The organism is Methylophaga thiooxydans DMS010 (assembly GCF_000156355.1).
In the GTDB taxonomy this organism is placed as follows: Bacteria; Pseudomonadota; Gammaproteobacteria; order Nitrosococcales; family Methylophagaceae; genus Methylophaga; species Methylophaga thiooxydans.
The window spans coordinates 14,630-37,622 of the sequence record NZ_GG657904.1; the positions used below are offsets into that span (position 1 = coordinate 14,630).

A 22,993-nucleotide genomic window follows, 5' to 3' on the forward strand; every position below is an offset into this window, starting at 1 on the left:
GTCTTAAAGGCTGATTAACTACGCGCCGCCGGTGGAACCGACAGACAGTTGCCAGAAGCCATACACGCCAGTCGCTCGCGCTTCGGCACCAAACTTGTATTCACGCTTATTGAATACATCATCGTTTTCCATATCCGTCTGGCTGACGAAGACAGGCTTCTTACGCATCTGGATAATGAAAGGCTTCACAGCGTTGCGGGTGTGGTGGAGGAACCAGACAGTATCAGACGTTAACCCCGGATTGACTTCAATTTTGGCTGTGCCTTTGTAGGGGTTCGGGCTGTCATCGTCGAGCTTGTCGGCTTCGACCAATTTACGTGCGACAGCTTCCAAAGCCGGTGGCACTTCGAGCAAGTCGGGTACCAGACGCAATGGCATGCCTTCGTCATCGGTGAACTTCATCATTGCAGTACGTGCCGCACCGTAAGACGCCGCTGCAGCCGCTGATGTTGCCGCGCTCAATGCCACTGTCAGTTTGTTCGATACCGAATCTTCATTCACTTCATGATCGGTGTCATAGAAGTACTGACCATCAAGACCTTCATTAATAAAGGCGTTGTTTTTCAGATCGTCCAAGATGATGTCGTGCAGTTCACCCGCTGAGTCACCCGCCATATTGGCTTGGGTGTTGTAGATACCCAAGGTGTCATCTTCGATATCGTTACGATCAACCGCGATGGTCGTTTCCCAATCTTCATTGGTGGCAGTGTATTTACCGGCTTTCAAGGCTTTGACATGCTTTTCACCCACCCATTTACGCATTTTCGGGAAACGTTCTAACCAGGCGTAGTCTTCGGTCTTGGTGCTAGACATGACCTCCATCGCAGTCAGTTGCCAGTTACTGGTTCGGGCTTTGAGTGCGTTATGGAAGACGGTTTTCAGGCCAATAAAAATATCTTGAATAGCCTGTTTGTTAATGATGATGCCGCCAAACGCCAGCATTGGCATTGCATCACCCATCATGGCCGTATTCAATGAGGCAGGGCCGGTCATTAGGCTGGCTGGCAATGACCAGTCAGCCGCCATCGCGGAGGTCATCATTACGAGAGCGCCGACGATGGCCATCGGCAAGAGAATCAGTTTTTTCATGGTGTCATCCTTATTAATTAGCTAAACCAGTGAAGTCTTAGTCGAATTTGACCCAGACGCCGTCAACATCAACGTCGACAATCTTGCCTGCAGCACTACGGGAGCCGGTGTCGTCAGTGTTAGCCACTGTCTGGTCATCGACGATGTAAGCGGTGGCTTCGATATCGGTGCGGTCAATCGAGCCATCGTTTGCAAACAAGAACGTGCCTTTGCGTACATCAATGGCTTTATCACCGGCAGAGCCAGCACCGTTATCAACGTGCTGGTCTGCACGGCCTACGGCTTTCAAACCGGTTGCCGTTGAACCAGCCTCAGCATTGCCAGATGAATCAAGCACAACAATAGAGCCAGCAAAGATGACACTTGATGCCGCCACTGGATGGTTGTGAACTTCACCTAACCGTTGCGGGGTATTACGGTCTTTGGTTAATGCGGCCATTACTTATCTCCTTTGAGTGATTTGGCGTATTCGGCTGGCTCGACACCCAATTGCGTACAAACCGCCAACTGCGCATCAGACAGAACGGGGTTGCCGTCGTCATCGACTTGCTGTGTGGTGGTTTGTTTACCTGTCAGGGCGGCAATGGGGGCGGCTGATTTAAGGTAGGACTTCAGCACATCAACCGGCTGGTCTTTAGCCCACAGCTCCATGGCGGGAGTGAGCTTGCCATCTGCTTTGGCTGCGGCAATCATGGCGTCCTTGTCATTGCCATCCAGGCGCGCTGTCAGAGCAGCAATTTCTTCGCCTTGCTCTTTAATAACAGCCATAGCGGTGTCGGGGGTAGCCGCAGTGGCAGCAGCAACAGCTTCATCAGCGCTATCGGCTTTTTTCTTTAGCTCACCGAGAGCATTGCTAACCGCTGTCAGCGCAGCAAGCCCTGAAGTGTCTTTCAGCTCCAATGTGGTTGCCATGTTGGTAACCTGCTTATTCATAGCAGTCAGAGCTGCAGTCACCGCTGATTCATCGGCATCAGCTGCAAGGCCAAATAATTGGCGTAACAGCTTTAAAGTCTCCTCGTTCATAGAAGCGTCCTCTTGTTTTGGTTGCGGGAGAAGGGAAGCCGCTGCCAATACATCATCCATTCCATCAATGGCTGGGTTATTGGTTAACGCGACATGAAGTAAATCCAAGACATGACCTGTTTTGGGGTCATAGGTGAAAACGGGTGAAATATATTTATATTCTTTGTTGGTGATGAAGCCGTTGGCTTTTGGTGTCCATTCAGGACTAGACAACATGAGACCTTTATCAGGCACCCAACTCAACGCGGCAGGCTTACCCCAACCGGCAGCGGGTGCAGGCTGACCATTTTTAGCAGCCAACAAAGTTTGGTGTTCGTAATCGAAAACGATGTCGTTCTTGCGTGATTGAACGCGATTAATAAGTGCAGCTGCAGAAACATCATCAAGATACCAAGGGCCACTCCCTGCCATCGCACCGCGAGGGGCATCGAACTTGCCAGCAGGAAATAACTGGACGGCACCATCAGTGCCGACCAGTAGTGAGCAGATTGCAAGCGCTACGTTATGCATAGCGACCTTGAGGGAATGATGTCATGGCGAGTCTCCTGTTCGTCGTTTATTTCAAGAACAGGTGCCACTCTACGAATGCGGGGCAAAAAAAATGCCCTGAAACAGTTCAGGGCATTAAATATTTGTTGTTATTGAAGATACCGTCTACGCATAAAAACGGCAACAATCAGAAGTTAAGATGCAACCGCTTGACCTATGCAATTAGCTTCAGCATCCAGCATTGTCCATTTACTACGTACACTTTTTGACGTGACAGCATTATCAATCTTGCGATTTTTTAGAATTAGGAGCAATGCCGTCATATATAGTACCGCCCTTAAAAAGAGTGAACCTCTGACAATGTGATAAAAGACAGTAAGGTGCATTTCTTTTTGGGCTTTTAATATCAGTTTCTTTTGATGCTCTGACTCTGTTTTTAAGAAAGCATCCTCCCAACGCTCTTGATAACGTTTTAACTGAGGACTATTTTTAATATCATTCCGGCCCAAAAATAACGTCAGGATAAAATGCATCGCACTTAACTGATGGGTGTATCTAATCACCCCATTCAAAGTCGTGCGTGTAATGCAATACAATTCATTATCAAAATCAATTTCTCCCGCTTCAGCGGCATTGAATAATTGATCACGTATATCAAAAAGGCGCTGACGAGTAGAGTCGTTCAAATAGCTTCTATACTCAACAAACCAGGCGTACCAAATCCCAATAAATAACGCGATCAGTAATATTGAATCATTCAATTGTGAATCCATCACACATCCTCCGGTCTTGTTTCGCCTCTTGGCGTTAAGTCACTAGATGTTCTCTTACTGTCCACTTCTTTTTCATACATCTCTTTATATGGTTGATAGCGTTCAACCACATTTTTTCTATGTCTTGACTGACCTCTACCATATAAAATCCCGAACACACCAAAGAGACCACCGAGCAAGCCAACTAGATAACTACTCTCTTCAGCTGACTTTTCATCCTTGTTAATTTCAGCGTGGATTTTCGCGTTAATGCCAATATCAGCTTTTGTTGTTTTACCAGCCCATGAAATTGCAACTGGCGATAAAAGATATAGCCCTAAAACCAATGCTGACCCAGCAATAAACCACCTTATAGTTTTTGACCACTCAGCAGCTCGCATTGTTGCGATACTTCCCCGAAGCGATGCATTTTCAACGAGTAAGTCTGTTCTTGATTGATATTTGTCTGCCATCAGGCACAAAAAAACCCGACACCAATCAAACCATCAGCATCAGGGTTACTCCCTATTAGTAGTTATCCATAATAAGGCATATTGTCACAGTTTTACATATCCAAGCAATAGCAACACTATTAAAGACCGCTTAACCCCGTTTAAATTCCCGCACAATCGTTTAATACTTTTATATTCCAATACTGACCGCACATCAACAGTTAAAACAGCTTAGAACGGCACACAGAGATTCAACGTAGTGCATCTTGAAAGTGTTCGTAAAGGGTATCAATTATCATTTGTTCATCGTCTTCTGACACACCCAAGTAGGGCCTGGCGGGAATACCTCGGTCTTCATCACCGAACTGATGGGTCGCGCCCTGGATAAGGTTGGTACCCATTTCCATACTCTGGCTGCTGGTGTTATAGGCTAGCGTGTCACGCATGAATCCTTCTAGCACCAGCACCTTGTCGGCGTTTTTCTTTTTACGTGCCTGATATTTCGGATCGAGTGGCTCCCATGGGTTACTTTCAGGATCGACTTGCTGATCCCATCGATCATGGGTGCTGTTAAGTAAACCTTCACCGATATCGATAAAGGCGGGTTCCAAGTCTTCACCGGCATCGACCAGGGCGCGTAGCCGGGCGGCGATGGCTTTATCCGGGAAGCTATAGTCGATACTGATTGATGCGCCTGCCATTATTCACCTATACTATGTTTATCGGTTGCGATGCTGGCGCGTACGCCCATAGCATCAAAAACCCGCCAACCTGGTGCGTCAGGAAAAGTGGCCCCATCATTCTTCATCCCCATACACCAGATACCCCTTACGCTGACTGTTCAGGTAATTACGGCGTGATGTCGGGATAAACGTCCAGCTTTCCAGTAACCCCTTTCTCACATTGGCCACCGCGACCAGGTACCGGCCTTTACCGATATCGTAGGCTTTGACAATGCGAGAGCGCAGCACCACTTTGCCAGTGCCGTTGTGTTGCTGGAACGATAACCAGACTTCATAAGGATTGGTCAGCAAGTCGTCCAGTAACGGCAGGAACTCAGCACGGGCGGGATCAATATGTTCTGATAATGCCTTGCTGTTGAGCAGAAACGGTAAGCCTCCGGGGGTGTAGAGTTTCTCTTCACCCACTTGTTTTTGCAGCTGCTCATATACTTCTGCTTTTTTATTTAAGCGTGATCCCAACTTCACCGGCGACTTGGTGAAAGGTATCTGTTGTTCTCTGCCAGCTTCAGCCCAGCCTTGTGGTGTGAGCGTTGTCCACTGAGTGCGTGTTTTTGTGTATTGCGCCATCACATCATCAGCCAGCTGCTCACCAAAAGCGGCTCTGCCTGGATTATAGGCGAAGCCCGGATCAACACCTTTGGGTACGCTTACGGTACGAGGCGACGGGCCTCGGACACCGACCACTTTATCTTCCAGTTCTACTGCAGGAGCGTTATCCGGGCCAGTTTTACCGAGCTTATCCATATCGCGTTTGCTGAGTGTTCTGACCCGACACTTGCAACCCCAGCCGTTCTGGGGGTAATGGGTCTGCCAGAATGGGTCGTCGGCATCAAGGATTAATCCGTCCCAGGCTACATGCTCTGGCCGTGGATGCTCGACAGCATCATTGTGTATGTACTGCCAGAATGGTCGAGTGTGTTTGACTTGCTGCATCTGGGCATATCGACCAGCGTTATGGCTTTGATACAGATTGGTCTCGTAGATAACCCGGCTGCGCCAGTTGCGACCACCGTTATAGCCCCAGCCGTGCTTGCTGACTATCTGATCAAAGTCTTTGCGAAAGTCCTTCAGGCTCATGCCTTCAGTAATCACTTTGTCCATTGATGAACGAAAATCGTTAAGCAGGTCTTCTTTCATCGCCCCGGCAATGACAAAGGCACGGGCATGCTGGCCCTCATAGATATCTGTCCAGGATGCCGTCGGCAGGTTCAGCTTGTCACGAAACGCATCAACCGCTTTATTGAAAGGCATGGAGCCGTAATTGATGTTCATTTAGCCAGCTTCATGCAATTTTTGCTTCAGCAGATAACCTTCCAGTTGCCAGATTTTATTTTTGGCATTCTCATAGGCTATCTTCTCACCTATTTCAGCGTCGAAGTTTTCTGGACTAGCGCAAGCTGATTCACCTGTTACAGTAAAGCCATTTTGTAAAGTTAAGCAGCAGACAGTTAATTGGCTTCCTTCAAATACGTGATACTGCTCTGACTTGATTACAGCCTGAAGCATATCTGGAGTTAACCTTGGAGCGTTAAGTTCTTTCTTTTGAATTTCATTTTCTATTTCAGTCATTTTCAGACACCTCATAACGCCCAGCCAGCTCAGCGGTGGCCAGCGCCATTTGAATCACGTCAGCAAGTTCTTCCGGGTCAAGAAAACCGAATGCTTCGACCAGGCGATCCTGAAAGTCTTCTAGCGTGCCACCGTTATCATCCACTTCCTCTAATAAGGATTTAATACGGTTATAAAGGTCGTCTAACGGTGACTGTGCTTGTGTTGCCAGTTGATTCACAACACCATCTAACTCTGTTTCATTATCACCGGCTTTGGCTGCAGCGGTAGCGGCGGCATTCGGGCGTGCAGCATCATTTTGTTCAGGGGTGTTAGTTGGAACCGGTTCATAGCCTTCACCATAGATCTCCGTCAGTTTTTCTTGGTTAAGCCGGTAGCCCATATCGAACAAAAGCTTATCGCGTTCGGCGCGTTCGTTAAGTTCTTCACCTTCCTCAGAGATGAACTTGATACGTGGGCCACGGCGTGGATCGGCACCGGGAATATTGAGTGCAACCATTGGCCAAAGTAGGTCACGGTTTAAGGTGCCAGCAATTTGCCGCACGTCACTGACCAGCAGATCATGACGCACTTCATTATGGATATCACCCAGGTTAGAACCCAGACCGGTATTTTGTGCCGTACTGGTTAAGGTGCCACCGAGAATCGCTTTAGACTGAACCGACTCGCACCAGTTGATCATAAACTGGTATGGGTCGCTGGCTCCCTTGGCGGCCTCTTTAAAATCGACATCCATACCATCGGGCATGATGCCTGCAGCACTGTGGCCGATACCAATGACGGCGCGAAGCAAGGTATTTTTTTCTTCATCACTGGCACCGCTGGGGTAAGTGCCGAGTCGCATTGGTATGCCATAGACTTCCAGAAACTCGGCCAGATCCCGAATGCTGTAGTTTTTAAACAGGTATGGCCATGCGAGGATACGATGCAAACCGCCACGGGCAATGCTGCCAGACTTGGCTTTATGAACATGCGTTACCCAGCCAAACGGCCACAATTCATCACCTCTGCCACCACTGTTACGCAGCAGAATCTTTTTGCGATCATTTTCATCGATGGTAAATAGGCGTGCTGATTGATGCTCTAGCGTTGGTAACAGCGTTTTACCCAGCTTATGCCAACCGAGTTCCAGCATCGAATAGCCTTTGCCAATCGCATCACCGATATCGAAAAGGTGATCTTCGAAGTCTTCCATGTCAAGCAGCCACTCTTTGACCTCTTCGGCAAGCGCTTCTTCTTTTTTATCGGCATTACGCGGTGCGACCACATCCCAATCGACACCCATCAACGCCCGTTTTCGCTTACTCATTTCCGCAAAGACATGGGCATCTTTTTCTTCCATATCTTCAAACAGGTCGGCCTGTTCGACCAGATTGCCTTGTTCAGCTGCTTGCAGAATGCTGGCTAACTTGCGTGGTGTTAAACCACCTGAAGGATGGTTCTCAAACTCTTTACTGATAAAGCCGAGCTTGGATGTTTGCTCTTCACTCAGTGCTTCTCGCACCTGTACTGGCTTACCAGCGGCATCTACGATTTGACTTGTTCTTACTTGTTCCATTGTTACCATCCACCGCCTTTTTGCATCAGGCTGCTGTAGTCGTTGTCGGGGTTGTCGCGTTCGGTTTTGCTGGGGGCTGCTGTCCACTCAATCGGTGAAGCCAAATCAAAGCTGGCAGCATGCGCCATGACCAAACTAATCGCTGCGTCACCGTGTCGGCTTTTGGCAGCATCGGTTTTACCATCGGGCAATTTCGGTACACCTTTAATCACTTGCAGCGCACCGATATCGTCTGCGACATCGGCATCACGCGGGATAAGAATGGTGTCGTCCTCAAACGCAGCTTTGAACTTGGGCATATTATCCAGGTACCAGCTTTGGCTAAGCATCACTTCTTCGACCACATTGACGCCATAGCGGTACTTGGCTTGCTCTGCCAGATACTGACCATTACCACGGGCATCCAGCTTGGCCGCACTGAATCGAGGCAAACGATCACAGATATAAAACAGCACCTGCTCTTGCTGCTTGAACGGCACGTTGTGCAGTTCAACCATAAATGGCACTACGCGCCTGAGCTGCTGACTGATGGTCATCGGTGTCAGCACGGTTAAGTCACCGGAGCGACCAAAATCTTCGCCTAAAACGTGGCGTAAATTGGGATTTAACTGGTCTAAAAGCGGCTTTAAATTAACCTCACACCAGGCCAGCATTTCTGCCTGGCGAAGATGCTCTGGCCACAGGTTGAACTCGGCGGTACCGGAATAGCGCAGCACCGGCACATCATGCATGCGGGACTCACGTAGGGCGCGGCTGATATAGGTGCCACCGCCTTGTTTGGGGACGCAGTCATATTCTTCTTCGGCATCTTCGGTACTGGCAGTATTTTTACGAAGCCCAGCTTTCCATTCGTCTTCGCCTTCTTGTGTCCATTGAATTTTCTGAATTTGGCAGATGCGTTTATAGAGACCCATTTCACACGCATCATCCAGTGTGATTCGATGAACGCTGTAATCTTTTTTTCCAGATCGACTGTCTTCGATGAGTTCATTGAACAGGTTTTCTACGCCATTATGCGTAGAGATGATTCGAATTTTGCTGCCCCACATCGTCAGAGCTAACGCAGCTTTTAAAAGCTCATCAAGTGCATCATGGAATGCCGCCTCATCAATGCAGACATTACCCTGACGACCACGCATATTGCTGGGTCGTGAGCTGAGTGCCTGAATCTTAAAGCCGCTGGCAAAGCGAATAGTGAAGGTGAGAATATCTTTGTCTTCATCTTCAAAGATTTCCTCTTCAATGGCTGAGGCAGCCTTATTGAATGACTTAGCCCACATCGAACAAGCATCAATAAACTCTACGGCCATCTCTTTATTAGAACCAACGTAGTAGCAGTTGGTACCGCCCGCAGCCTTTGACGATGAGGCGGCTAATACTTGATCGGCTGCTTCAGCCCAAGTTAAACCTGTACGTCGTGACTTTTCAGCAAGCTTAAGAATACTGTCATCTGCCATCCAGTTCTTTTGATATGGCAGCAGGACATCATTCGGATCGTAATCTTTGTATATGGCTAAAGCAGCGCCCATCGCTTAACCCAGCCCCAGTATTTCTGTCTTGATTGAATCAATTGCTTTTTGGCTCATGCCTTGGCTGACCATAGACTTTTCAGCTGTCGCTGCAGCTTCGTTAGCGGCTTCGGCTCTGATGGCTTTCTCTCGCTCTTCATTCATATTGGCCGCTGACTCCAGTCGCTGAACAGCGAGTGCCAATTGAGCCAGCATTTTTGGCTCTACAGGGGTATCACCTTCAGCCATATGCATTGCTGAATCAAACGCCATCGTGCGGATGATTTCATTGACTAACTTACCAACCTGGCCTTGCGGTGCAGCGCCCAGCTTGCCGATCCACATGCTGGCCAGTTCGCGTGATTGCTGTAGTTTGGCTCCGACATCTTTCATCTTGACGGCATATCGATTGACCGCAGACTTGCTGACGCGATCATCAGTGCCGAGCTGTTCAAGGATGGCATTGATTTGTGCTGTGGCATCCAGTTGTGAGACTCGCGGATCTCGCAACAGGGTTTGCAGCTGCTCCAGAATATCGGCTGGCAATTGCTCAATGGATGAGGCGCGAGCCATTATTCAGTCGTCTCTACGCTGATGGTGATGGGTGAATAAGAATGTGACATCCCAACACCAAAGAAATAACCAGCGGCAATGATGTAGCAAAAAATAACCACACTCTTTAACACTTCTTTGCCGAAGCTCTTTATATCTTGCTGTAACAGCCAGTTCTTTAATTTTCTAATCATGGTCGCGCTCTCCCAATACCATCAATTCGGCTCCGCCCCAGCGCAACATCGACGCCACGCTGAGTCACCTTGGCAATCAACAATTCACCAACCGTTGTAATCGCCAGCAGACCTTGCTCTTCCAGCCAGCGCAATTCGGTACGAACACGATCAGCAGACACATCATGACCAACACTGGCCAAAATCATTTGCAAGATGTTTTCGTTATGCGAGTAGCCAGGGTCTTGCTCCAATGCCTGCAATAAGGCAAGACGAATAGATTCTGTGAGTATTTGATTAAAGCTCACCGCTTATCTCCTCGTAACAGATAGTCATTGATTAGCGTTAGCTGGGTTGTCATGGCTTTCAAAGAGCCAGTCATTTCGCTGATGTTTTCACTCATTCCATTCATGCGATTGTAGATATTGCTAAGGTCGGTATGCGTTGGTGCACCATTCATTCGCTCTTCAACGATATCCATTCGGCTAACTACTTTAACTATCTGCTGGCTCACTTCTTTAATCTCTGTTTTATTCACGCGATGGCGATTGATTAGCCAGGTGTAAACCCAATTACCTGCAAACAAAAAAGCCAGAAACACATCAAACCAAAACCTGTATGCGGTGTAATCTAATTCCATTTATCGCTCCCGCTTAGCCTTAATGTTTTGACAGTCCACACAGCGCACCGCGTCTGGTCTTGCTTCCAGTCTTTTATTTGGAATCGGCTCACCACAATCCAAGCAATAGCGAATACCGTTTTCTTCATCAGGTTGTTCTGTTTCTCTGCTACTTCGAAGCACCGTCTGAATCGCGATATCCCTGTCTTTTTGTTCGCGCTCCTGGGCGCGGTCGAACACGTCCACCATGCTTATTTACTTTCCTTGTTACGGCTTAAAAGAGTAGATAGATTCTGAAATACGCCCGGAGGTGGCGTTTGTCCGGCTGACACTTGTTTATCATCAGAACGCTTTTTCACTGAGACACCCAGCACAGCAAGCGCGATTGCCCACATACCAGATAGGTTGACCATGGCATTGATAACAGCAGGAGCGTCATTCGGTGAAATAACGATCACAATGCCCAAAGCAGACATTTGTACAAACCATGTCACGGCAATGGTGTAACCGAAGAAAGGTCTCCAGCGACGGACGAATGAATCGCCAGAGGTGTACTCGGTTCGCATGGTGGCGTTGATGGTGGCCAACTGCTTGTTCTCGGCTTCTAGTTCGGCGAGAACGATAACGTTCATTTCTTTTTGCAGTTTTAGTTGAAGCTCTGGATCATGCTTTATTTTGGCTAAGGCTTCATCAGCGTTACCTGCGCCCGTTACTGCATTGGCTGCTTTAACAACCTTATCAGCGACGTTACCAGCCCTATCCCCCATTAAAAGCCGGGTTAGCCCCGGCACGAATTGCGCTAATCCTAAAGCAATGCTAATCGGCTCCATGAGTCACCTCTGTATTGATAAATTGCTGCAACACAAACAGACGGCGCATCCAGCCCATAATGAAGCGTTCTTGTGATGGGTTTTCAACGGCGAGGTCATGATAGAAGTCAGCCCGATAGGCAAGGCTGAGAGTGAGCTTGTTAGTAAGGTAGTCTTCGTTATTAGCGAAACGTCTGATAGCGCCAAGCGTTTCATCACCGATCACACCATCTACTTCCACGCGATAAGCGCATTGAAGGAATTTGATTGCTGTTTTGGGCCGGTGGTTTACTACCGAGTCAAACAAGAAACAACCAATGACTGGTGGCAAATCGCCACAGCCATAGGCTTGCCAGTAGTCACGGAAATAGAGTGCAATGGCATCATCTAATGTCAGCAGTCTGATATTAAGATGGGGGTATTGACGCTTGCTGATGCCGTAGTTGGTTTCGCCACCGGCATCGTTTGGATCATCCACATAGCCGCCTTCAATCTTCAAGACATGATTGACTGCTTTGAGGAAAAGTTCTGGGTAGGTTTTGTTTGTGTCCATGGGTTGCATGATGCTTTCTGGCACAAACAAAAACGCCCTGAATGAGTTCAGGGCGCTGGGGTGTTACTACAATTTAGTTAAGCAGGTTTTAGAAGTCTGGGCAATCTTGAGTTATTTTTTTCAGACTGGCTGGAAGTTATAACCAAGCTGGAAATTTACCTATAAGATTCATTGGACTTGGTCTTTCAGCTGACACCGTTGAACCCAACCGTTTGACATTGCATCCATATCTACTTTTTCAAAACTCTGCCCGGAACGGGCTGCAAATCTCTCAGCTGCCATTCGGTAGCTATTATTTACCCAGTTACTACGCGACTCATACTGCTCATCATTCAATGTACTGGGGCTGCCATAAATGCGATTCGCTGCCAAACTCACCATACCCTGAGCAGTGAAAGCATCACACCATGGCTGGAAGAGTGAGTCATCGGCTGCAAAAACTGATGAAGAAAGTAGTAGCGCATAGATACAAAAAGCGAGTTTTTTCATTTTTAAGTTCCTTTTATCAACAACCGATACAACCGCTACAACTTAGCAGATAGGTTGTTCGCGTTGTAGTGGTTGTTAAACCAAACTATAGGTGTAAGCACCTTTTATTTTCTCAGATTGCCAGTGAATACGGTCAAAGCGATCTAGTCTATCACGGGCGGTTTTATCATCTTTTTTGTGACCGCAGGCGTCCAGTAGCTTGGTTTTATTCAAACTACCTTGCTCCTTCAGCACGGTTTTTACCTTGTCGATAAACGCTCTTTCTTCATCGTTGAGTGTGACTTCGTCGAGATCCAGTTCGGTTAAAAACAGATCTGCCACTTCTATTCTTAGTGCGATATTGGCAATGGCAGCACGTTCTTTTTTAACTTCGAGCAGCCAGCGAATTTCACCTTCGGGCGAGTCCGCTTTGATAAGACGGTACATATTATCGACGCTGTTACGTAGGTTGTTTGATCCTTGATAGTTGCTGCCGTTCTTGGTGGAGTGATGCAACACAATAATGGTGGCACCGGCGTCACGTATCTTTTTCAGCTTGTTGCCGATCCGCATGGCTGTCAGGTCATTATTGATATCACCAAAGTCTCTGAGACTGTCCAGCATCAGCAGCATGTTTTTAAACGCGTTGCCATAGGCTCTGTTTTCAAGCTCATCCAGCAGTTCGAGTGGCTCACCATTGAACTTACTGCGGTGCGAGTAGGTTAGATTCGGGCAGGCTTCGATCAGTTTATGTTCGATGCCACGCTCTTTCAGCACACTGATGGGGTTATCGACATCGATGTACAGCACATTCATCGCGCCTTGCTCACTACCACTGTTGTGTTCAGTGGCATATTTTGCCAGCCCGAAAAGCAACCAGCTTTTACCCATGCCGCCATCGGCATAGATCATAGTGATTTGTTTTTTAGGCAAAAAATTAGGGTATAAAAACTCAACACTATCGTTGAAGTCATCAGTTGTGAGTGGATTGATAAAATCGAACATTAAAAGAGATCCTGTTGTTTGTCATTTTCAAGTTGACGCTGTTTAGCCTGGCGTTTGTAGACAGCGCGTTCAGTAATTTTTTGTGTCCGGGCGACTTCTGCTTTGGTAAAGCCTTGATCAAGCAGACGGCTTGTCTCTGCCAGATCCACTTGGTATAGCCTTGCTTGAAGCTTGGGGATGGCGATTTTCTCATTACGGAAGGTATGCACGAACTGTTTGTATTGATCTGGACTAAGCACTTGCTTTAGGTCACCTTGCCCCGGCACTCGAATAGTGACACCACCGAACTGTTTCACCAGACGCAACAGTCCATCAAGACCGATCACATCGGCTATCTCTCTGGCTACAGGTGGTAAATAATCAGGTAAATTCACTGGCTCGGTACCTTGCTTATGGCAGCGCTACTTGAGTGGCACGTTCAAACGCGACTTTGTCATTAAGGTGATCGACGATGGCATTGAGTAGCGGCACATTACGACGCCACTTGCTGGCATTCGCACGGCCTGCTACCAGCTTCTCGACATAGCTTTCGCTCAGGTTCATGGCATCCAGTAGGTACTCAACGGTTTGCAGCAGGCTGCGTTTTTTCTGTTCCTGATATAACGCGGCAATGATCGCTTCAAACTGCTGACGCTTGTGCACCCACTCCAGACGTTCAATACCAGGACGGCCTGTTGTTGCATGGCCTTTACCACCGGTGACGTGCCAGGCTATGGTTTCAGCGTATTCCCAACTGAGTTGCATATCGGTCAGTAAGGCTTCAATTTTTGCCATATACGGGCTGCGATTGAATGGCTTTCTGCCTGCGCGTTTAGGTGGTTTAATCGCTTTGGCATCACGTAGCAAATTGACTAAATGTTTCAATTCTTTGTCCGTCATCTTGCTGCACGAACGTTCACCGGTATGGTCTCCTTGCCATGTGCGACGAGCTTCTTCGTCCTTAAACAAGCGGCTAGCGCCGATATGAACAAGCTGGATTAGCTTTTGTCTTGAACTCATAGCTGCCCCACGATTTGTAGATAACGGCCAACAAACATTAAAAACGCTGTGCTGGGAGACACTGGTTCAATGGCTTTTTTTAATGGCTCAATATCTTTAATTAACGGCCATTCATCATCGTGTGGTGCCATCAAGTCACGCTGCTCTGTGGCTAACAAGACCAAGTCTGCGTGCTTCACTTCTGCAGGCATCTCAGCGTCTAACCCAAAACGGCCTAACACGGCTTTTTCAACACGCTTCTCTATTTCACGATAATCGGGCAAGAGGTTTTTCAGTGGTCTGGCCACATCACCAACAAACGCCTCTGCGGCATCATGCAGCAGTCCGTGCAAAGCCATTTCAGGCGGTACAATTTCAGACACATAAACCGAATGTTGGGCTACGCTGTAGAACTTATTAGTGTGGCCAGCGAAGCGGCAAATGTTTGATAGGCCATGAGCGGCAACGTAAATGTCGAACTCAGACTCTTCAGGACACATAAAGTTAAAGTATTCACCACTGATAGTGAGTATGTCTGGTCGCATCTCGCTTGCTTCTTTCATGTTCATTATTTGGATTCCTCTAACGATCCCCAGCTCCATGCAATGGAGTTATGGCCACAATGTTTACAGCGGAGGATATGAATGTTTTCCGGTGTAACCTCTTTTGCTGTTTTGTACTTGTGACCAGATATATACCGACCACGACTAAGCGACCGCCAGATGCAACGTGCAAAACAGATTGGGTTCCTTAATTCATCCATATCATCTCCCGGATTTTTCACTGCCTTAACCCCAACGAAGGGGCTAAGTAATCCGTCTCGTGGATCAGTCGGCGTTGCCCGGCGGGGAGAAAGGTTATAAAACCCACCGTCTCAGCTGCAGTCTGTTAGTTTTTTGCTGGCACCACCTGTCTGCTGACGCGCCGTTGGTTAAGCGGATTTAGGCTGAATATCGATGACGCGATACTTCAACTGTCGTTGAACCCCATCACGGGGACTGGTGACGGTTGGTCGCTCACCAACTTTTATGTCTGATACAAACGTGCCACTCCAGATACCAGCCTGAAATGGTCTTGAATCAACAACGACGCCATCTTCATCGATGTCCCACTCCAGAAAGTCCTGGCCCCTGTCTTCGAATACAATCATTTCCATAGAAGACCTCACAGAGCAGCCATATCGAGAGCCAGATTCTGAAACTTGCTCTCGGTGGTCGGGCGGTAATAGAAACGCACATAGGCGCTGGAGCCAGTGATTTGCATCGAATCTTTCAGCGCCTCCATGGCTTGCTTCCATTTGTGATCGTCAATCTCCAGCCGCAGCAGTCCGAGGATTCGGGCAGCACTAAGCTGGCCTTCAGTGTTGGTTTTGAAGGCGTGATCGACCAGGGCTTTGATATTGTCGTTGCTGCCTTCTGACCATTCTTGAATGCATTCATCAATCAGGGATTTAGCTGCTTCAGCACGCTCATCGAAGTGCAACAGCTCGGCCATTTGAATGCGAATCTGGCGTTTACCGTCATAGCTGGTGAGGCTGATATTGCCTTTTTTGCCACCGAGCTTGGCATCGTATTTTTCTGCAACAAGCTCGACGAAGGCATAAACGTCATTCATCGCCTGAGCTTTGAAGGCGACCATCTGCTCTCGCAGCAACTCGGCCTTACCAAACAGTTCTTCGATAAGATCATCACGATCCAGATCGATTTGTTTGATTTTGCTAATGGGTACAAGGTGACCTTGTGCGTTCACCTTGTGTTGCTCTGTATTGATAGCTGTATTCATGGGTTACTCCTGTTTAAGCCACAACTTTCCACTGCACCTGGCAGCCGCTGACTTCTGTGGCGTAGGTTTCGAGACGACGTAGGCCGGTTTTAATGCGGGTTTTTGTGCCGCCCTTAAGTCCACCTGGACTGTCGTTGTAGCCGACGATGGTGATGGTCGGCTTTCTGGCTTCACCGATGTTGATATCGGTAATGGTGAGGCCACGTCGTGCTAGTTCTGCTAAGCAGTGGCGAACGTCTTCTACTTTTTTGCTGATGATGTCGTTACCCAAATTCTTGTTCATGATTAGGCTCCAATTTTGCTGTGTTCACAGCCGCCACGGCAGGCTCTATAAAGTTGAATGCGTGTCGGGTTTGTTGCTGCATACGGGCGGCTTTGGTATTCAATGCATTGGTCGCTGGGGATAGCACCAACCACCGGGCATTGCACACTGCCGGACATAAACTTGCCTTCAATGAGTGCTTGCAGTCGGTCAGTTCTGCCGGGGTATTTACTCTTGATGACCTGGTTAATCACGGTTGGTGAAGGAAAGCCATCATTCTGTCTGAGAACAGCGGCCACCTTGGCTTGTGATGTTTTCTCACATTCGGTTTTGAGTACTTGTTTCCAGTCGCTCATTTGTTGTCATCCTTTTCTTTCTGAATGCGGTTATAAATTTCTTCACGATGAACAGAGACATCTTTTGGGGCTTCAACCCCGATCCGGACTTGATTACCTTTGGTACCAAGCACATTCACGACAACGTCATCACCGATAATCAGGGCTTCGCCCACACGTCTTGTTAAAATCAGCATTACTCACCTTCCTTTAATGAAATGGGTAACTTGCCAAGCAGTGACAAACTAATCTTCACGCCTAAATGAACGCCTTTGAGCACCTCCGGATCGGTTATTTCAATCTCTTCACCGATTTTGATAGAGGCACCTTTTTGATCCACTATCAGCTGCAATTCATCAACTCGTTTCTGGTGCCATGCCATTAATTGTTGAATTACGTCTACTGTCGCTTCATCCATTACTCACCATCCTTTGGCCATACGACCTTGTTTAAATTGGGATCAAAGACTTGTTTAATGCGTTGAATCATCGGCGGCTTTGGACCGGTATTCATCGCGGGTAATAGTTTGTATCGCGCCAGACCACCACCATGGTTGGCTGGGATTATCTCTTTGAGATAATTCGCCTTAGCCAGAAAGGTGATGTAATCCTTGGCAGTGTTCGGTTCGATAGGTGTTTCTTCCGTAGAGGCTGATGCCACCAAATCACGCCAACTGAAATCACTCAGAATTCGCATGGTTCGCCACATCTGTTCACGGCTCTCGCCACCAGTGACGTGGTCACCTTTGCGGTTGACGCGAGGTGCATTCACACCGACATCACGAGTCAGCCTCCAGACAATGGCACCGCCCATGCGCTTGGTGGTGCGTTCCAGATAGCCAGCACCTTCCAGCCCTATCACGTAGGTTCTGGCTGTTCGGCGATTCACTTCATTCAGCTGTTTGTGATCACTGGTGTGTGCTTCCAGGTCAAGTAAAGAAAACACTTTCAATTCACGTATGGCTTGCCAGCAGGCATCTCTACCTGACAGCTTGCCGTTTGCTCTTGTGATATGAACAGGCTGTGTCATTTAACCTTCCTCCTGGGTGCGTCGCCGGTATAGAGGGGACGGTTACCCCAGAGTTTGACGTCGATTTGGTCGGTACCAGCTGAGTAGGCGGCTTGCTGAACTTGGTTGAGATTGACGCAGATTCGACGGGCGACGCCCATGCTTTCACGCTGGATGCGTTCGAGCAGGTCATCAGCAATGGTGATGTCCGGGCAGTAAAGTTGGGACAGTTGTCGTGTGTCTTCCAGATCGGCAGGTTGAGCGCCTTGCCAAGCCAGCATTCGATTGTGGAACCGTTCCCACTTGAGCAGCTTGGTCGGGAGCTTCTCTTCACCGATCAGCAGGATGGCAGCGTTTGATCCTTCATAAATGTCACGCACTACTTCGACGGCTTTCTTTTCGACGATGTGATCCATCTCATCGATGATGAGCGGCAGACCACTCAGCGCCAGCTGCTGACTGATTTGCTCGACCATGTCATAGTTGGTCTTATCTGGCTGGATGCCCATTTCTTTGAGAATGGAAAGGAGCAGCGCTTTTTTTGTCCAGGTGCTTTTGCATTCAACGTAGTAAGCGCGGTATTTATTCGCTGCATAAGCTGCAGCAAACGATTTACCCCAGCCACTCGGGCCAAAGAAAGTGACCATACCTGGTAGATGTGCTGGGCGATTCATCGCTTGTTCCAGCAATCGTGTACAGAGCATGACGTTTTTCAGTGGTGCCGTGGTGACAGAGGCTTCGACTCTGTCTCCCAAGTTGACCACGTTTTGATTTGTTGTCATTATTTACCTCATCACGTTTTACTTACCCGCCTGCCAGCGGGTTTGTTTTTTTATGCCTCGACAGTTTCGTCGAAGCTCTCAAAGTCAGCGCTGAACTCGCTCATAAAGCGGAACTCATCGCCTTTCTGGTACATCGCCCAGAATTTCTGATCAGCTGCTGAGAGTTGACTCCCTTCTCGCAACCGACGGTCTAAATTGACCCAACGCTTGTAGCGCGCTCTGGGGTCATCATTTCTTATGATTTGTGCTGCAGGCTCTTGTGGCTGTTGGAACTCGGCTTGGAATGTAGCCAGATCCTGTTTTTGTTCGTCAGTTAGTTGTGGCTGCGGTATGTGTCGGCCTAGTTCTGGCGCTGGGCGAAGTGGTCTGACCACTTTCGGGTTGGCGACTTCAGGCTGTGGCTGCAAAGGCAGGCGACTTGCCACTTCCATTGCATCCATCGCGACTTCGGCTTTCGCTGCCAGCTTGGTGGCCTTGATAAAGCGAGTGCGATGCTTGTTGAAGCTTCGAGCCGCTTCAGTATCACCAAACCCAGTAGCTTCAATACATTGCGCCTCACCGATATAGCGATTATCTAAGGTGTAGGCATAGACGATTTCATGCAGCGCTTGAGGGTCAAAACGAACGGTAATCTTCTGGCCTGCAAAGTCGAGCAACGCTGGCGCGTGGTAGCGGTTTTTGCCTTGTCCTGTGGCTGATCCGGCATCAAGATTAAATGATCCATCTTTCTGCACTTTGATGGCTTCAGCCATCAGCAGCCACATGCGACGTTGTTCTTGGTTAGCTGTTTTGATAACGGCGGTTTGATAGCTTTCGGTGAAAGCTTGATCAAAACTTTTTGTGCCGTTGCAGATTTCAGTGCGTCGAGCCGGTTTGGCATTCCAAGCAATGATTTCTTGTTCCAGTACTGCTAGGAACGTTTCAATGGGTACCGCTTTTTTGGCGTAGTTTTCTGGCTTGGCCATTGGGTTTGGGCCGGTATAGGCACCTTCAAACTTAGGATGCTTGTCCAGATATTCACCAAGACCACCAACACCAAAGGCACGTTCGACAGGTTTAGCCTGACCGTGTCCTTTGCCGCCAATCACTGATGTCCAGTGCACTTTGATACCGAGCGTAGGGAATAGGCCGAGTGGATCATCTTCTTTTACGGTGAAGCGATAGCGGTTTTTAACGCCACCGGTCATCCATTTATTGGCTGCAGCGCGGGTGTTATCAATAGTGACGTGTTCGGGTATGCCGAACTGATCCACAACATCGCCAAAACTGGCTCGGATTGAGTCGGTGTTTTCTGATTCATCGACGCGGTAAGCCAGTATTTTGCGGCTGTAGACGTCCTGCCAGAACCACGTTTTCATGCGCGTTACATCGCCATTTGGCAATAGAACAAACACGTTGTGTTGGTAGCCATCACCATTGATCCACTCAAGCGCATGTAGCTCTTGGACTGTTCGCTGTTGGGCAGGAAACAGTTTGATCAAACCGGCTTCACCTTCACGTAGATAAACGCGGGTTGCCAGCGGTATGGCTTTGATGCGACGTTCCAGTGTTTTTTTGCTGGGGATTTTCCAGCCTTGTTCGGCTGCAGTACGTTGTAGTCGGTAGTAACAGGCTTCGAACTCTGGCTGCTCCAGGCGAAGGTAATCGGCTTTGTAAAATTCCCAAGCCTCAGTATCCATATCTGCTGTGACCGTTCGGCCAACAAAGCCGGGTACCAGCGCGGCTAACCAGTCTTGACGAGCATAGAATTTCACCCCTTTCTTGCTCTTGGTACCGTGATACCAGCCTTGCATGGTGCGTTCACTAATGTCGTTTTGATCAGCCACCAGTAAGAAGGCATTCTTAAGTGTGGCGCCACCGTTTTCTGTCAGAGCCATGACCTGCAAAAGCAGGTTGAGTTTGTTCTGAGCTGCGTCCTTTTGTTTTTGTGGCTTGTTGTCATAGTGCTGCCATAATGCTTGAGGATCGTAGCTAAATTCAGTGCTTTCCGAGCTGCTCTTAACTGGGGTCGGCAGGTGTTGTTTTATCAACGCGGCCTGAGTTTCTACTGGCAGGCTGGAAAGGTGGTATTCATTTGCTGATCCACCTCTTACTTTTACTTGCCTTGTATTCCAGCCTTGTTTTGAGGCCTGCTGATTAACGCCACGCTTGTACTTTGGAAGACCTGGTTTGTTTGCTAATTCAGTTGCTGTGAACCATTCCCTGTTTTGTTCAGTCATCTTCACCGCCCTCAAAATCTAGACCTGGCTGACTCTGAGAGATAACATTTTCTCTGTGGTATGCCACGCCAGCTAACAGTCGAGTGAGCGCTGAAGTAAGGATATCTACCGACTCACCCTCACGATAAAACTTGATTAGCAAACTCATTGCATCTGCAGAAAGCTGCTGTAGTTCGGCTAAACCTAGTTCATCCACTTTTTTCCCTGTGGGGATTTGAATCATCAGCTTGTTACTTCGGTAACCCAGATATTGGGTGACATAATCCATCTCACAGATATGCTCATATGCCGGGATAAAACTGACTGGCATATCACCAGTAGAGAGCCATTTGTATAAGCGGTCTTCACTGACAGCCATCAGTTCAGCGATAGCTGGAACAGTTAGCCTTTTGAACTGTCTGGCGTACTCTTTATTAAGCCGCAGCGCGTCTTTTATATTGTTCGGCTGGATGCGTTTCCAAGCCACCTTACTTTTTGGAATTCTCATCACAACACCACTTCCAAATTTATTGATTGTTGCGGCAGTACTGCACGGGATAGGCTGGTTCTGCGTTTTAACCAAACAGGAGATAACAAAGTGAAAACAACCAGACCAGCACCCGTCAGTGCCGCGTATTTACACGGGCAGAATGATGGATTCATCATCATTTCATCGACCATGCTTTTATCCGAGCTATCAGCTTTTTTAAAAGCATTGAAAGTTGACAAATCGGACATACGTGAACCGGACAATTCAGAGGAACTTCCACAACTCGCTGAGACTGTTGCTTGGCAAGTTGTTGAAAACGTATTGCCGCCTTCATCCGCGACGCTTTGTAAGCAGATTGGCGATCTGGATCACCAAACCCAGGAGAAACTGGCATTCCGTCTTTATCAACTAAAAAGTTTGATTGCGACGTTGAAGCGCACTCATCCAGCCGATACTTACCTTGTGCCGCCGAACTGGAATCGCCGTTGGTTTGAACTGCTTTGTGGGCGCGTGCTTTTTGCGGATGTAAGTGCTCTTGATGCGGATAGTTATCAACCATGATTAGGCGCTCTCAGCAAGACCGGCTTCTGCCAGACGCGCTTTTGCTTGATCAATTTTGGCTTGGCGATCAGTTTTTACATCAGACTGATAGCGGGGAATATCCGGAAAAACTGCTGCAATATCTTTCTCGATTAGCACGGATATTGATCGTGCAACTCTTAAACTTTCCGCTCGTCTTGCACAAACATTCATTACATGCTGATGAGTGCAACCAATTACTTCACCAGCGACTAACCAAGAAAGACCTTTGGCTTTCAATGCTTGATGTATTTGCTTGTAGTTCATTGTTACAATCCGTAATTAAATATATAAGCGTTTACATAAATGCAAACAAAACATAACACCTGCAAAAATTATGTACACATAAAATAACATTGTCAAGGGCTTGTAATGGAATCATTAGTTTACATTGGCGGCAGAATACTAGAGGAGCGTAAGCGTCTACGCTTAACCCAGCAGGATGTTGCTGACTTTGTGGAATCACAAGGCAGTCACAAGCCAAATATGAAAAAGGTGAACGTAGCCTGATGCTATTTATTTAGAAAAAATATTAGGGCTTGGGTTTAATTCGTATTACGTGCTGACGGGGAACGAAACCTTTCCAACTCGATCCCACTTAGATGTTGATGATAATTCATCATCAACACATAGAAATTCAAACGAATCAGAAACTTATGAAAAGCGGGATCGAAAATCTAAAGTGGGGCAAGTCGATCCCACTTCCAACGAAGAAGTGGGATCGAGCATCAAAGACTATTCAGCAGGAACTGGTAGCATTATGGAAACATTCGCCCACATCCCACTGTTTGATGTAAAAGCATCAGCTGGCAACGGTTATGTCATTCACGAGGAAGAGGAAACTGATGCACTTATATTCAAAAAAGAATGGATATATAACGAGCTACACAGCAGCCCAGCTAATTTATATCTGATTTATGTAGAAGGTGAGAGCATGGAGCCTGCATTGCGTCCAGGCGACGTTATACTCGTTGATCACACTGACAACGTTGCTAAACGTGACGGCATCTATGTAATCAGAATGGGTGAGTCATTACTAGTTAAACGGCTACAGCGCCTACCAAGTCAGCGGTTAAAGGTTACCAGTGATAATCCAGCTTATGAGCCTTTTGAGATATCACTGGATTTTGATTTGCAGAACGAGCTTTCGATTATTGGGCGAGTTGTTTGGAGTGGTCGTCGTCACTAATGAGCTTGATCGCAATTCATGTGTCTAA

36 protein-coding genes are annotated in these 22,993 nt (G+C 47.8%); 3 read left to right on the forward strand and 33 right to left on the reverse strand.

The genetic code is table 11. From position 1 onward, the window contains the following. Positions 1-18 precede the first annotated feature (18 nt). The 32 genes from MDMS009_RS13080 to MDMS009_RS13230 all read right to left on the reverse strand — a co-directional run bounded on the left by MDMS009_RS13080 (position 19) and on the right by MDMS009_RS13230 (position 21,290). A complete protein-coding gene (locus tag MDMS009_RS13080; protein ID WP_008290173.1) occupies positions 19-1,089 on the reverse strand; it encodes a Mu-like prophage major head subunit gpT family protein in 1,071 nt (356 codons plus the stop codon). Positions 1,090-1,126: 37 nt separating this feature from the next. After that, positions 1,127-1,528 (reverse strand): hypothetical protein, encoded by a 402-nt coding sequence (locus MDMS009_RS13085; protein WP_008290156.1) that lies wholly within the window; start codon positions 1,526-1,528, stop codon positions 1,127-1,129. Next, positions 1,528-2,622 carry a phage protease gene (locus MDMS009_RS13090; protein ID WP_008290138.1) on the reverse strand — a complete coding sequence of 365 codons (1,095 nt, stop codon included), beginning with the start codon at positions 2,620-2,622 and terminating at the stop codon, positions 1,528-1,530. Before MDMS009_RS13090 ends, MDMS009_RS13085 begins: the two co-directional genes overlap by 1 nt. A 173-nt stretch (positions 2,623-2,795) precedes the next feature. Further along, positions 2,796-3,374 (reverse strand): hypothetical protein, encoded by a 579-nt coding sequence (locus MDMS009_RS13095; RefSeq protein WP_008290118.1) that lies wholly within the window; start codon positions 3,372-3,374, stop codon positions 2,796-2,798. Next, on the reverse strand, positions 3,374-3,826 hold the full coding sequence (locus MDMS009_RS13100) for a hypothetical protein (RefSeq protein WP_154646946.1): 453 nt from the start codon (positions 3,824-3,826) through the stop codon (positions 3,374-3,376). The genes MDMS009_RS13095 and MDMS009_RS13100 overlap by 1 nt, the downstream gene beginning before the upstream one ends. A gap of 230 nt (positions 3,827-4,056) precedes the next feature. Then, positions 4,057-4,506, reverse strand: a complete 450-nt coding sequence (locus MDMS009_RS13105; protein ID WP_008290150.1) for a phage virion morphogenesis protein — start codon at positions 4,504-4,506, stop codon at positions 4,057-4,059. Between the two features lie 96 nt (positions 4,507-4,602). Then, positions 4,603-5,820 (reverse strand): PBECR2 nuclease fold domain-containing protein, encoded by a 1,218-nt coding sequence (locus MDMS009_RS13110; RefSeq protein ID WP_008290145.1) that lies wholly within the window; start codon positions 5,818-5,820, stop codon positions 4,603-4,605. Next, a complete protein-coding gene (locus MDMS009_RS13115) occupies positions 5,821-6,117 on the reverse strand; it encodes a Gp49 family protein (RefSeq protein WP_008290712.1) in 297 nt (98 codons plus the stop codon). Beyond that, complete coding sequence (locus tag MDMS009_RS13120) at positions 6,110-7,675, reverse strand: DUF935 domain-containing protein (protein WP_008290130.1); 1,566 nt, start codon at positions 7,673-7,675, stop codon at positions 6,110-6,112. Before MDMS009_RS13120 ends, MDMS009_RS13115 begins: the two co-directional genes overlap by 8 nt. 2 nt (positions 7,676-7,677) lie before the next feature. After that, a complete protein-coding gene (locus MDMS009_RS13125; RefSeq protein WP_008290169.1) occupies positions 7,678-9,204 on the reverse strand; it encodes a terminase large subunit domain-containing protein in 1,527 nt (508 codons plus the stop codon). Between the two features lie 3 nt (positions 9,205-9,207). Further along, positions 9,208-9,756, reverse strand: coding sequence for a DUF3486 family protein (locus tag MDMS009_RS13130; RefSeq protein WP_008290117.1), 549 nt, complete (start codon positions 9,754-9,756; stop codon positions 9,208-9,210). Further along, positions 9,756-9,929 carry a hypothetical protein gene (locus tag MDMS009_RS16320; RefSeq protein WP_008290347.1) on the reverse strand — a complete coding sequence of 58 codons (174 nt, stop codon included), beginning with the start codon at positions 9,927-9,929 and terminating at the stop codon, positions 9,756-9,758. Before MDMS009_RS16320 ends, MDMS009_RS13130 begins: the two co-directional genes overlap by 1 nt. Then, on the reverse strand, positions 9,926-10,216 hold the full coding sequence (locus MDMS009_RS13135) for a VpaChn25_0724 family phage protein (protein ID WP_008290323.1): 291 nt from the start codon (positions 10,214-10,216) through the stop codon (positions 9,926-9,928). The genes MDMS009_RS16320 and MDMS009_RS13135 overlap by 4 nt, the downstream gene beginning before the upstream one ends. After that, a complete protein-coding gene (locus MDMS009_RS13140; protein WP_008290353.1) occupies positions 10,213-10,548 on the reverse strand; it encodes a DUF2730 family protein in 336 nt (111 codons plus the stop codon). Before MDMS009_RS13140 ends, MDMS009_RS13135 begins: the two co-directional genes overlap by 4 nt. After that, a complete protein-coding gene (locus MDMS009_RS13145) occupies positions 10,549-10,776 on the reverse strand; it encodes a TraR/DksA family transcriptional regulator (RefSeq protein WP_081443580.1) in 228 nt (75 codons plus the stop codon). Between the two features lie 2 nt (positions 10,777-10,778). Further along, positions 10,779-11,357 carry a 3TM-type holin gene (locus MDMS009_RS13150; protein WP_008290135.1) on the reverse strand — a complete coding sequence of 193 codons (579 nt, stop codon included), beginning with the start codon at positions 11,355-11,357 and terminating at the stop codon, positions 10,779-10,781. Continuing rightward, entirely contained in the window at positions 11,344-11,889 is a 546-nt protein-coding gene (locus tag MDMS009_RS13155) for a glycoside hydrolase family 108 protein (protein WP_008290134.1), read from the reverse strand. The genes MDMS009_RS13150 and MDMS009_RS13155 overlap by 14 nt, the downstream gene beginning before the upstream one ends. Positions 11,890-12,057: 168 nt before the next feature. Then, complete coding sequence (locus MDMS009_RS13160) at positions 12,058-12,378, reverse strand: hypothetical protein (RefSeq protein ID WP_043887798.1); 321 nt, start codon at positions 12,376-12,378, stop codon at positions 12,058-12,060. Between the two features lie 75 nt (positions 12,379-12,453). Beyond that, a complete protein-coding gene (locus MDMS009_RS13165) occupies positions 12,454-13,362 on the reverse strand; it encodes an AAA family ATPase (protein ID WP_008290124.1) in 909 nt (302 codons plus the stop codon). Beyond that, on the reverse strand, positions 13,362-13,736 hold the full coding sequence (locus MDMS009_RS13170) for a hypothetical protein (protein WP_008290342.1): 375 nt from the start codon (positions 13,734-13,736) through the stop codon (positions 13,362-13,364). The genes MDMS009_RS13165 and MDMS009_RS13170 overlap by 1 nt, the downstream gene beginning before the upstream one ends. 16 nt (positions 13,737-13,752) lie before the next feature. Then, a complete protein-coding gene (locus MDMS009_RS13175) occupies positions 13,753-14,361 on the reverse strand; it encodes a regulatory protein GemA (RefSeq protein WP_008290338.1) in 609 nt (202 codons plus the stop codon). Further along, positions 14,358-14,909 (reverse strand): HD domain-containing protein, encoded by a 552-nt coding sequence (locus tag MDMS009_RS13180; RefSeq protein WP_237700449.1) that lies wholly within the window; start codon positions 14,907-14,909, stop codon positions 14,358-14,360. Before MDMS009_RS13180 ends, MDMS009_RS13175 begins: the two co-directional genes overlap by 4 nt. 362 nt (positions 14,910-15,271) lie before the next feature. Next, the gene (locus tag MDMS009_RS13185; RefSeq protein WP_008290122.1) at positions 15,272-15,496 is read right to left on the reverse strand and encodes a hypothetical protein; all 225 of its coding nucleotides are present in this window, start codon (positions 15,494-15,496) and stop codon (positions 15,272-15,274) included. A gap of 8 nt (positions 15,497-15,504) precedes the next feature. Beyond that, on the reverse strand, positions 15,505-16,122 hold the full coding sequence (locus tag MDMS009_RS13190) for a DUF3164 family protein (protein ID WP_008290166.1): 618 nt from the start codon (positions 16,120-16,122) through the stop codon (positions 15,505-15,507). Positions 16,123-16,135: 13 nt separating this feature from the next. Then, a complete protein-coding gene (locus MDMS009_RS13195) occupies positions 16,136-16,405 on the reverse strand; it encodes a hypothetical protein (protein WP_008290127.1) in 270 nt (89 codons plus the stop codon). A 2-nt stretch (positions 16,406-16,407) separates the two neighbouring features. After that, positions 16,408-16,740, reverse strand: a complete 333-nt coding sequence (locus tag MDMS009_RS13200; RefSeq protein WP_043887799.1) for a hypothetical protein — start codon at positions 16,738-16,740, stop codon at positions 16,408-16,410. After that, positions 16,737-16,916 carry a carbon storage regulator CsrA gene (csrA, locus tag MDMS009_RS13205; RefSeq protein ID WP_043887800.1) on the reverse strand — a complete coding sequence of 60 codons (180 nt, stop codon included), beginning with the start codon at positions 16,914-16,916 and terminating at the stop codon, positions 16,737-16,739. Before csrA ends, MDMS009_RS13200 begins: the two co-directional genes overlap by 4 nt. After that, entirely contained in the window at positions 16,916-17,137 is a 222-nt protein-coding gene (locus MDMS009_RS13210; protein ID WP_008290147.1) for a hypothetical protein, read from the reverse strand. Before MDMS009_RS13210 ends, csrA begins: the two co-directional genes overlap by 1 nt. Next, the gene (locus MDMS009_RS13215) at positions 17,137-17,748 is read right to left on the reverse strand and encodes a hypothetical protein (RefSeq protein WP_008290358.1); all 612 of its coding nucleotides are present in this window, start codon (positions 17,746-17,748) and stop codon (positions 17,137-17,139) included. Before MDMS009_RS13215 ends, MDMS009_RS13210 begins: the two co-directional genes overlap by 1 nt. Then, the gene (locus tag MDMS009_RS13220) at positions 17,745-18,509 is read right to left on the reverse strand and encodes an AAA family ATPase (RefSeq protein ID WP_008290142.1); all 765 of its coding nucleotides are present in this window, start codon (positions 18,507-18,509) and stop codon (positions 17,745-17,747) included. The genes MDMS009_RS13215 and MDMS009_RS13220 overlap by 4 nt, the downstream gene beginning before the upstream one ends. 50 nt (positions 18,510-18,559) lie before the next feature. Continuing rightward, positions 18,560-20,728 (reverse strand): transposase domain-containing protein, encoded by a 2,169-nt coding sequence (locus MDMS009_RS13225; protein ID WP_008290354.1) that lies wholly within the window; start codon positions 20,726-20,728, stop codon positions 18,560-18,562. Beyond that, the gene (locus MDMS009_RS13230; RefSeq protein ID WP_008290339.1) at positions 20,721-21,290 is read right to left on the reverse strand and encodes a hypothetical protein; all 570 of its coding nucleotides are present in this window, start codon (positions 21,288-21,290) and stop codon (positions 20,721-20,723) included. The genes MDMS009_RS13225 and MDMS009_RS13230 overlap by 8 nt, the downstream gene beginning before the upstream one ends. A 15-nt stretch (positions 21,291-21,305) precedes the next feature. Between MDMS009_RS13230 and MDMS009_RS13235 the strand changes: the two genes are divergently transcribed. Further along, positions 21,306-21,758: a hypothetical protein gene (locus MDMS009_RS13235; RefSeq protein WP_008290335.1), complete on the forward strand. Its 453-nt coding sequence runs from the start codon at positions 21,306-21,308 to the stop codon at positions 21,756-21,758. Here MDMS009_RS13235 and MDMS009_RS13240 read toward each other — a convergent pair whose 3' ends face one another. Then, positions 21,759-22,043: a hypothetical protein gene (locus MDMS009_RS13240; protein WP_043887910.1), complete on the reverse strand. Its 285-nt coding sequence runs from the start codon at positions 22,041-22,043 to the stop codon at positions 21,759-21,761. A gap of 105 nt (positions 22,044-22,148) precedes the next feature. On the opposite strand from MDMS009_RS13240, the gene MDMS009_RS16325 reads away from it, so the two are divergent. Beyond that, a complete protein-coding gene (locus MDMS009_RS16325) occupies positions 22,149-22,286 on the forward strand; it encodes a hypothetical protein (protein WP_008291939.1) in 138 nt (45 codons plus the stop codon). 49 nt (positions 22,287-22,335) lie between these two features. Further along, positions 22,336-22,965, forward strand: coding sequence for a S24 family peptidase (locus MDMS009_RS13245; RefSeq protein ID WP_008291967.1), 630 nt, complete (start codon positions 22,336-22,338; stop codon positions 22,963-22,965). The last annotated feature ends 28 nt before the right edge of the window (positions 22,966-22,993 follow it).

Coding starts and splice junctions, on each gene's coding strand:
- MDMS009_RS13080 (WP_008290173.1), bottom strand. CDS start 1,089: ATGAAAAAACTGATTCTCTTGCCGATGGCCATCGTCGGCGCTCTCGTA.
- MDMS009_RS13085 (WP_008290156.1), bottom strand. CDS start 1,528: ATGGCCGCATTAACCAAAGACCGTAATACCCCGCAACGGTTAGGTGAA.
- MDMS009_RS13090 (WP_008290138.1), bottom strand. CDS start 2,622: ATGCATAACGTAGCGCTTGCAATCTGCTCACTACTGGTCGGCACTGAT.
- MDMS009_RS13095 (WP_008290118.1), bottom strand. CDS start 3,374: ATGGATTCACAATTGAATGATTCAATATTACTGATCGCGTTATTTATT.
- MDMS009_RS13100 (WP_154646946.1), bottom strand. CDS start 3,826: ATGGCAGACAAATATCAATCAAGAACAGACTTACTCGTTGAAAATGCA.
- MDMS009_RS13105 (WP_008290150.1), bottom strand. CDS start 4,506: ATGGCAGGCGCATCAATCAGTATCGACTATAGCTTCCCGGATAAAGCC.
- MDMS009_RS13110 (WP_008290145.1), bottom strand. CDS start 5,820: ATGAACATCAATTACGGCTCCATGCCTTTCAATAAAGCGGTTGATGCG.
- MDMS009_RS13115 (WP_008290712.1), bottom strand. CDS start 6,117: ATGACTGAAATAGAAAATGAAATTCAAAAGAAAGAACTTAACGCTCCA.
- MDMS009_RS13120 (WP_008290130.1), bottom strand. CDS start 7,675: ATGGAACAAGTAAGAACAAGTCAAATCGTAGATGCCGCTGGTAAGCCA.
- MDMS009_RS13125 (WP_008290169.1), bottom strand. CDS start 9,204: ATGGGCGCTGCTTTAGCCATATACAAAGATTACGATCCGAATGATGTC.
- MDMS009_RS13130 (WP_008290117.1), bottom strand. CDS start 9,756: ATGGCTCGCGCCTCATCCATTGAGCAATTGCCAGCCGATATTCTGGAG.
- MDMS009_RS16320 (WP_008290347.1), bottom strand. CDS start 9,929: ATGATTAGAAAATTAAAGAACTGGCTGTTACAGCAAGATATAAAGAGC.
- MDMS009_RS13140 (WP_008290353.1), bottom strand. CDS start 10,548: ATGGAATTAGATTACACCGCATACAGGTTTTGGTTTGATGTGTTTCTG.
- MDMS009_RS13145 (WP_081443580.1), bottom strand. CDS start 10,776: ATGGTGGACGTGTTCGACCGCGCCCAGGAGCGCGAACAAAAAGACAGG.
- MDMS009_RS13150 (WP_008290135.1), bottom strand. CDS start 11,357: ATGGAGCCGATTAGCATTGCTTTAGGATTAGCGCAATTCGTGCCGGGG.
- MDMS009_RS13155 (WP_008290134.1), bottom strand. CDS start 11,889: ATGGACACAAACAAAACCTACCCAGAACTTTTCCTCAAAGCAGTCAAT.
- MDMS009_RS13160 (WP_043887798.1), bottom strand. CDS start 12,378: ATGAAAAAACTCGCTTTTTGTATCTATGCGCTACTACTTTCTTCATCA.
- MDMS009_RS13165 (WP_008290124.1), bottom strand. CDS start 13,362: ATGTTCGATTTTATCAATCCACTCACAACTGATGACTTCAACGATAGT.
- MDMS009_RS13175 (WP_008290338.1), bottom strand. CDS start 14,361: ATGAGTTCAAGACAAAAGCTAATCCAGCTTGTTCATATCGGCGCTAGC.
- MDMS009_RS13180 (WP_237700449.1), bottom strand. CDS start 14,909: ATGAACATGAAAGAAGCAAGCGAGATGCGACCAGACATACTCACTATC.
- MDMS009_RS13185 (WP_008290122.1), bottom strand. CDS start 15,496: ATGGAAATGATTGTATTCGAAGACAGGGGCCAGGACTTTCTGGAGTGG.
- MDMS009_RS13190 (WP_008290166.1), bottom strand. CDS start 16,122: ATGAATACAGCTATCAATACAGAGCAACACAAGGTGAACGCACAAGGT.
- MDMS009_RS13195 (WP_008290127.1), bottom strand. CDS start 16,405: ATGAACAAGAATTTGGGTAACGACATCATCAGCAAAAAAGTAGAAGAC.
- MDMS009_RS13200 (WP_043887799.1), bottom strand. CDS start 16,740: ATGAGCGACTGGAAACAAGTACTCAAAACCGAATGTGAGAAAACATCA.
- csrA (WP_043887800.1), bottom strand. CDS start 16,916: ATGCTGATTTTAACAAGACGTGTGGGCGAAGCCCTGATTATCGGTGAT.
- MDMS009_RS13210 (WP_008290147.1), bottom strand. CDS start 17,137: ATGGATGAAGCGACAGTAGACGTAATTCAACAATTAATGGCATGGCAC.
- MDMS009_RS13215 (WP_008290358.1), bottom strand. CDS start 17,748: ATGACACAGCCTGTTCATATCACAAGAGCAAACGGCAAGCTGTCAGGT.
- MDMS009_RS13220 (WP_008290142.1), bottom strand. CDS start 18,509: ATGACAACAAATCAAAACGTGGTCAACTTGGGAGACAGAGTCGAAGCC.
- MDMS009_RS13225 (WP_008290354.1), bottom strand. CDS start 20,728: ATGACTGAACAAAACAGGGAATGGTTCACAGCAACTGAATTAGCAAAC.
- MDMS009_RS13240 (WP_043887910.1), bottom strand. CDS start 22,043: ATGAACTACAAGCAAATACATCAAGCATTGAAAGCCAAAGGTCTTTCT.
- MDMS009_RS16325 (WP_008291939.1), top strand. CDS start 22,149: ATGGAATCATTAGTTTACATTGGCGGCAGAATACTAGAGGAGCGTAAG.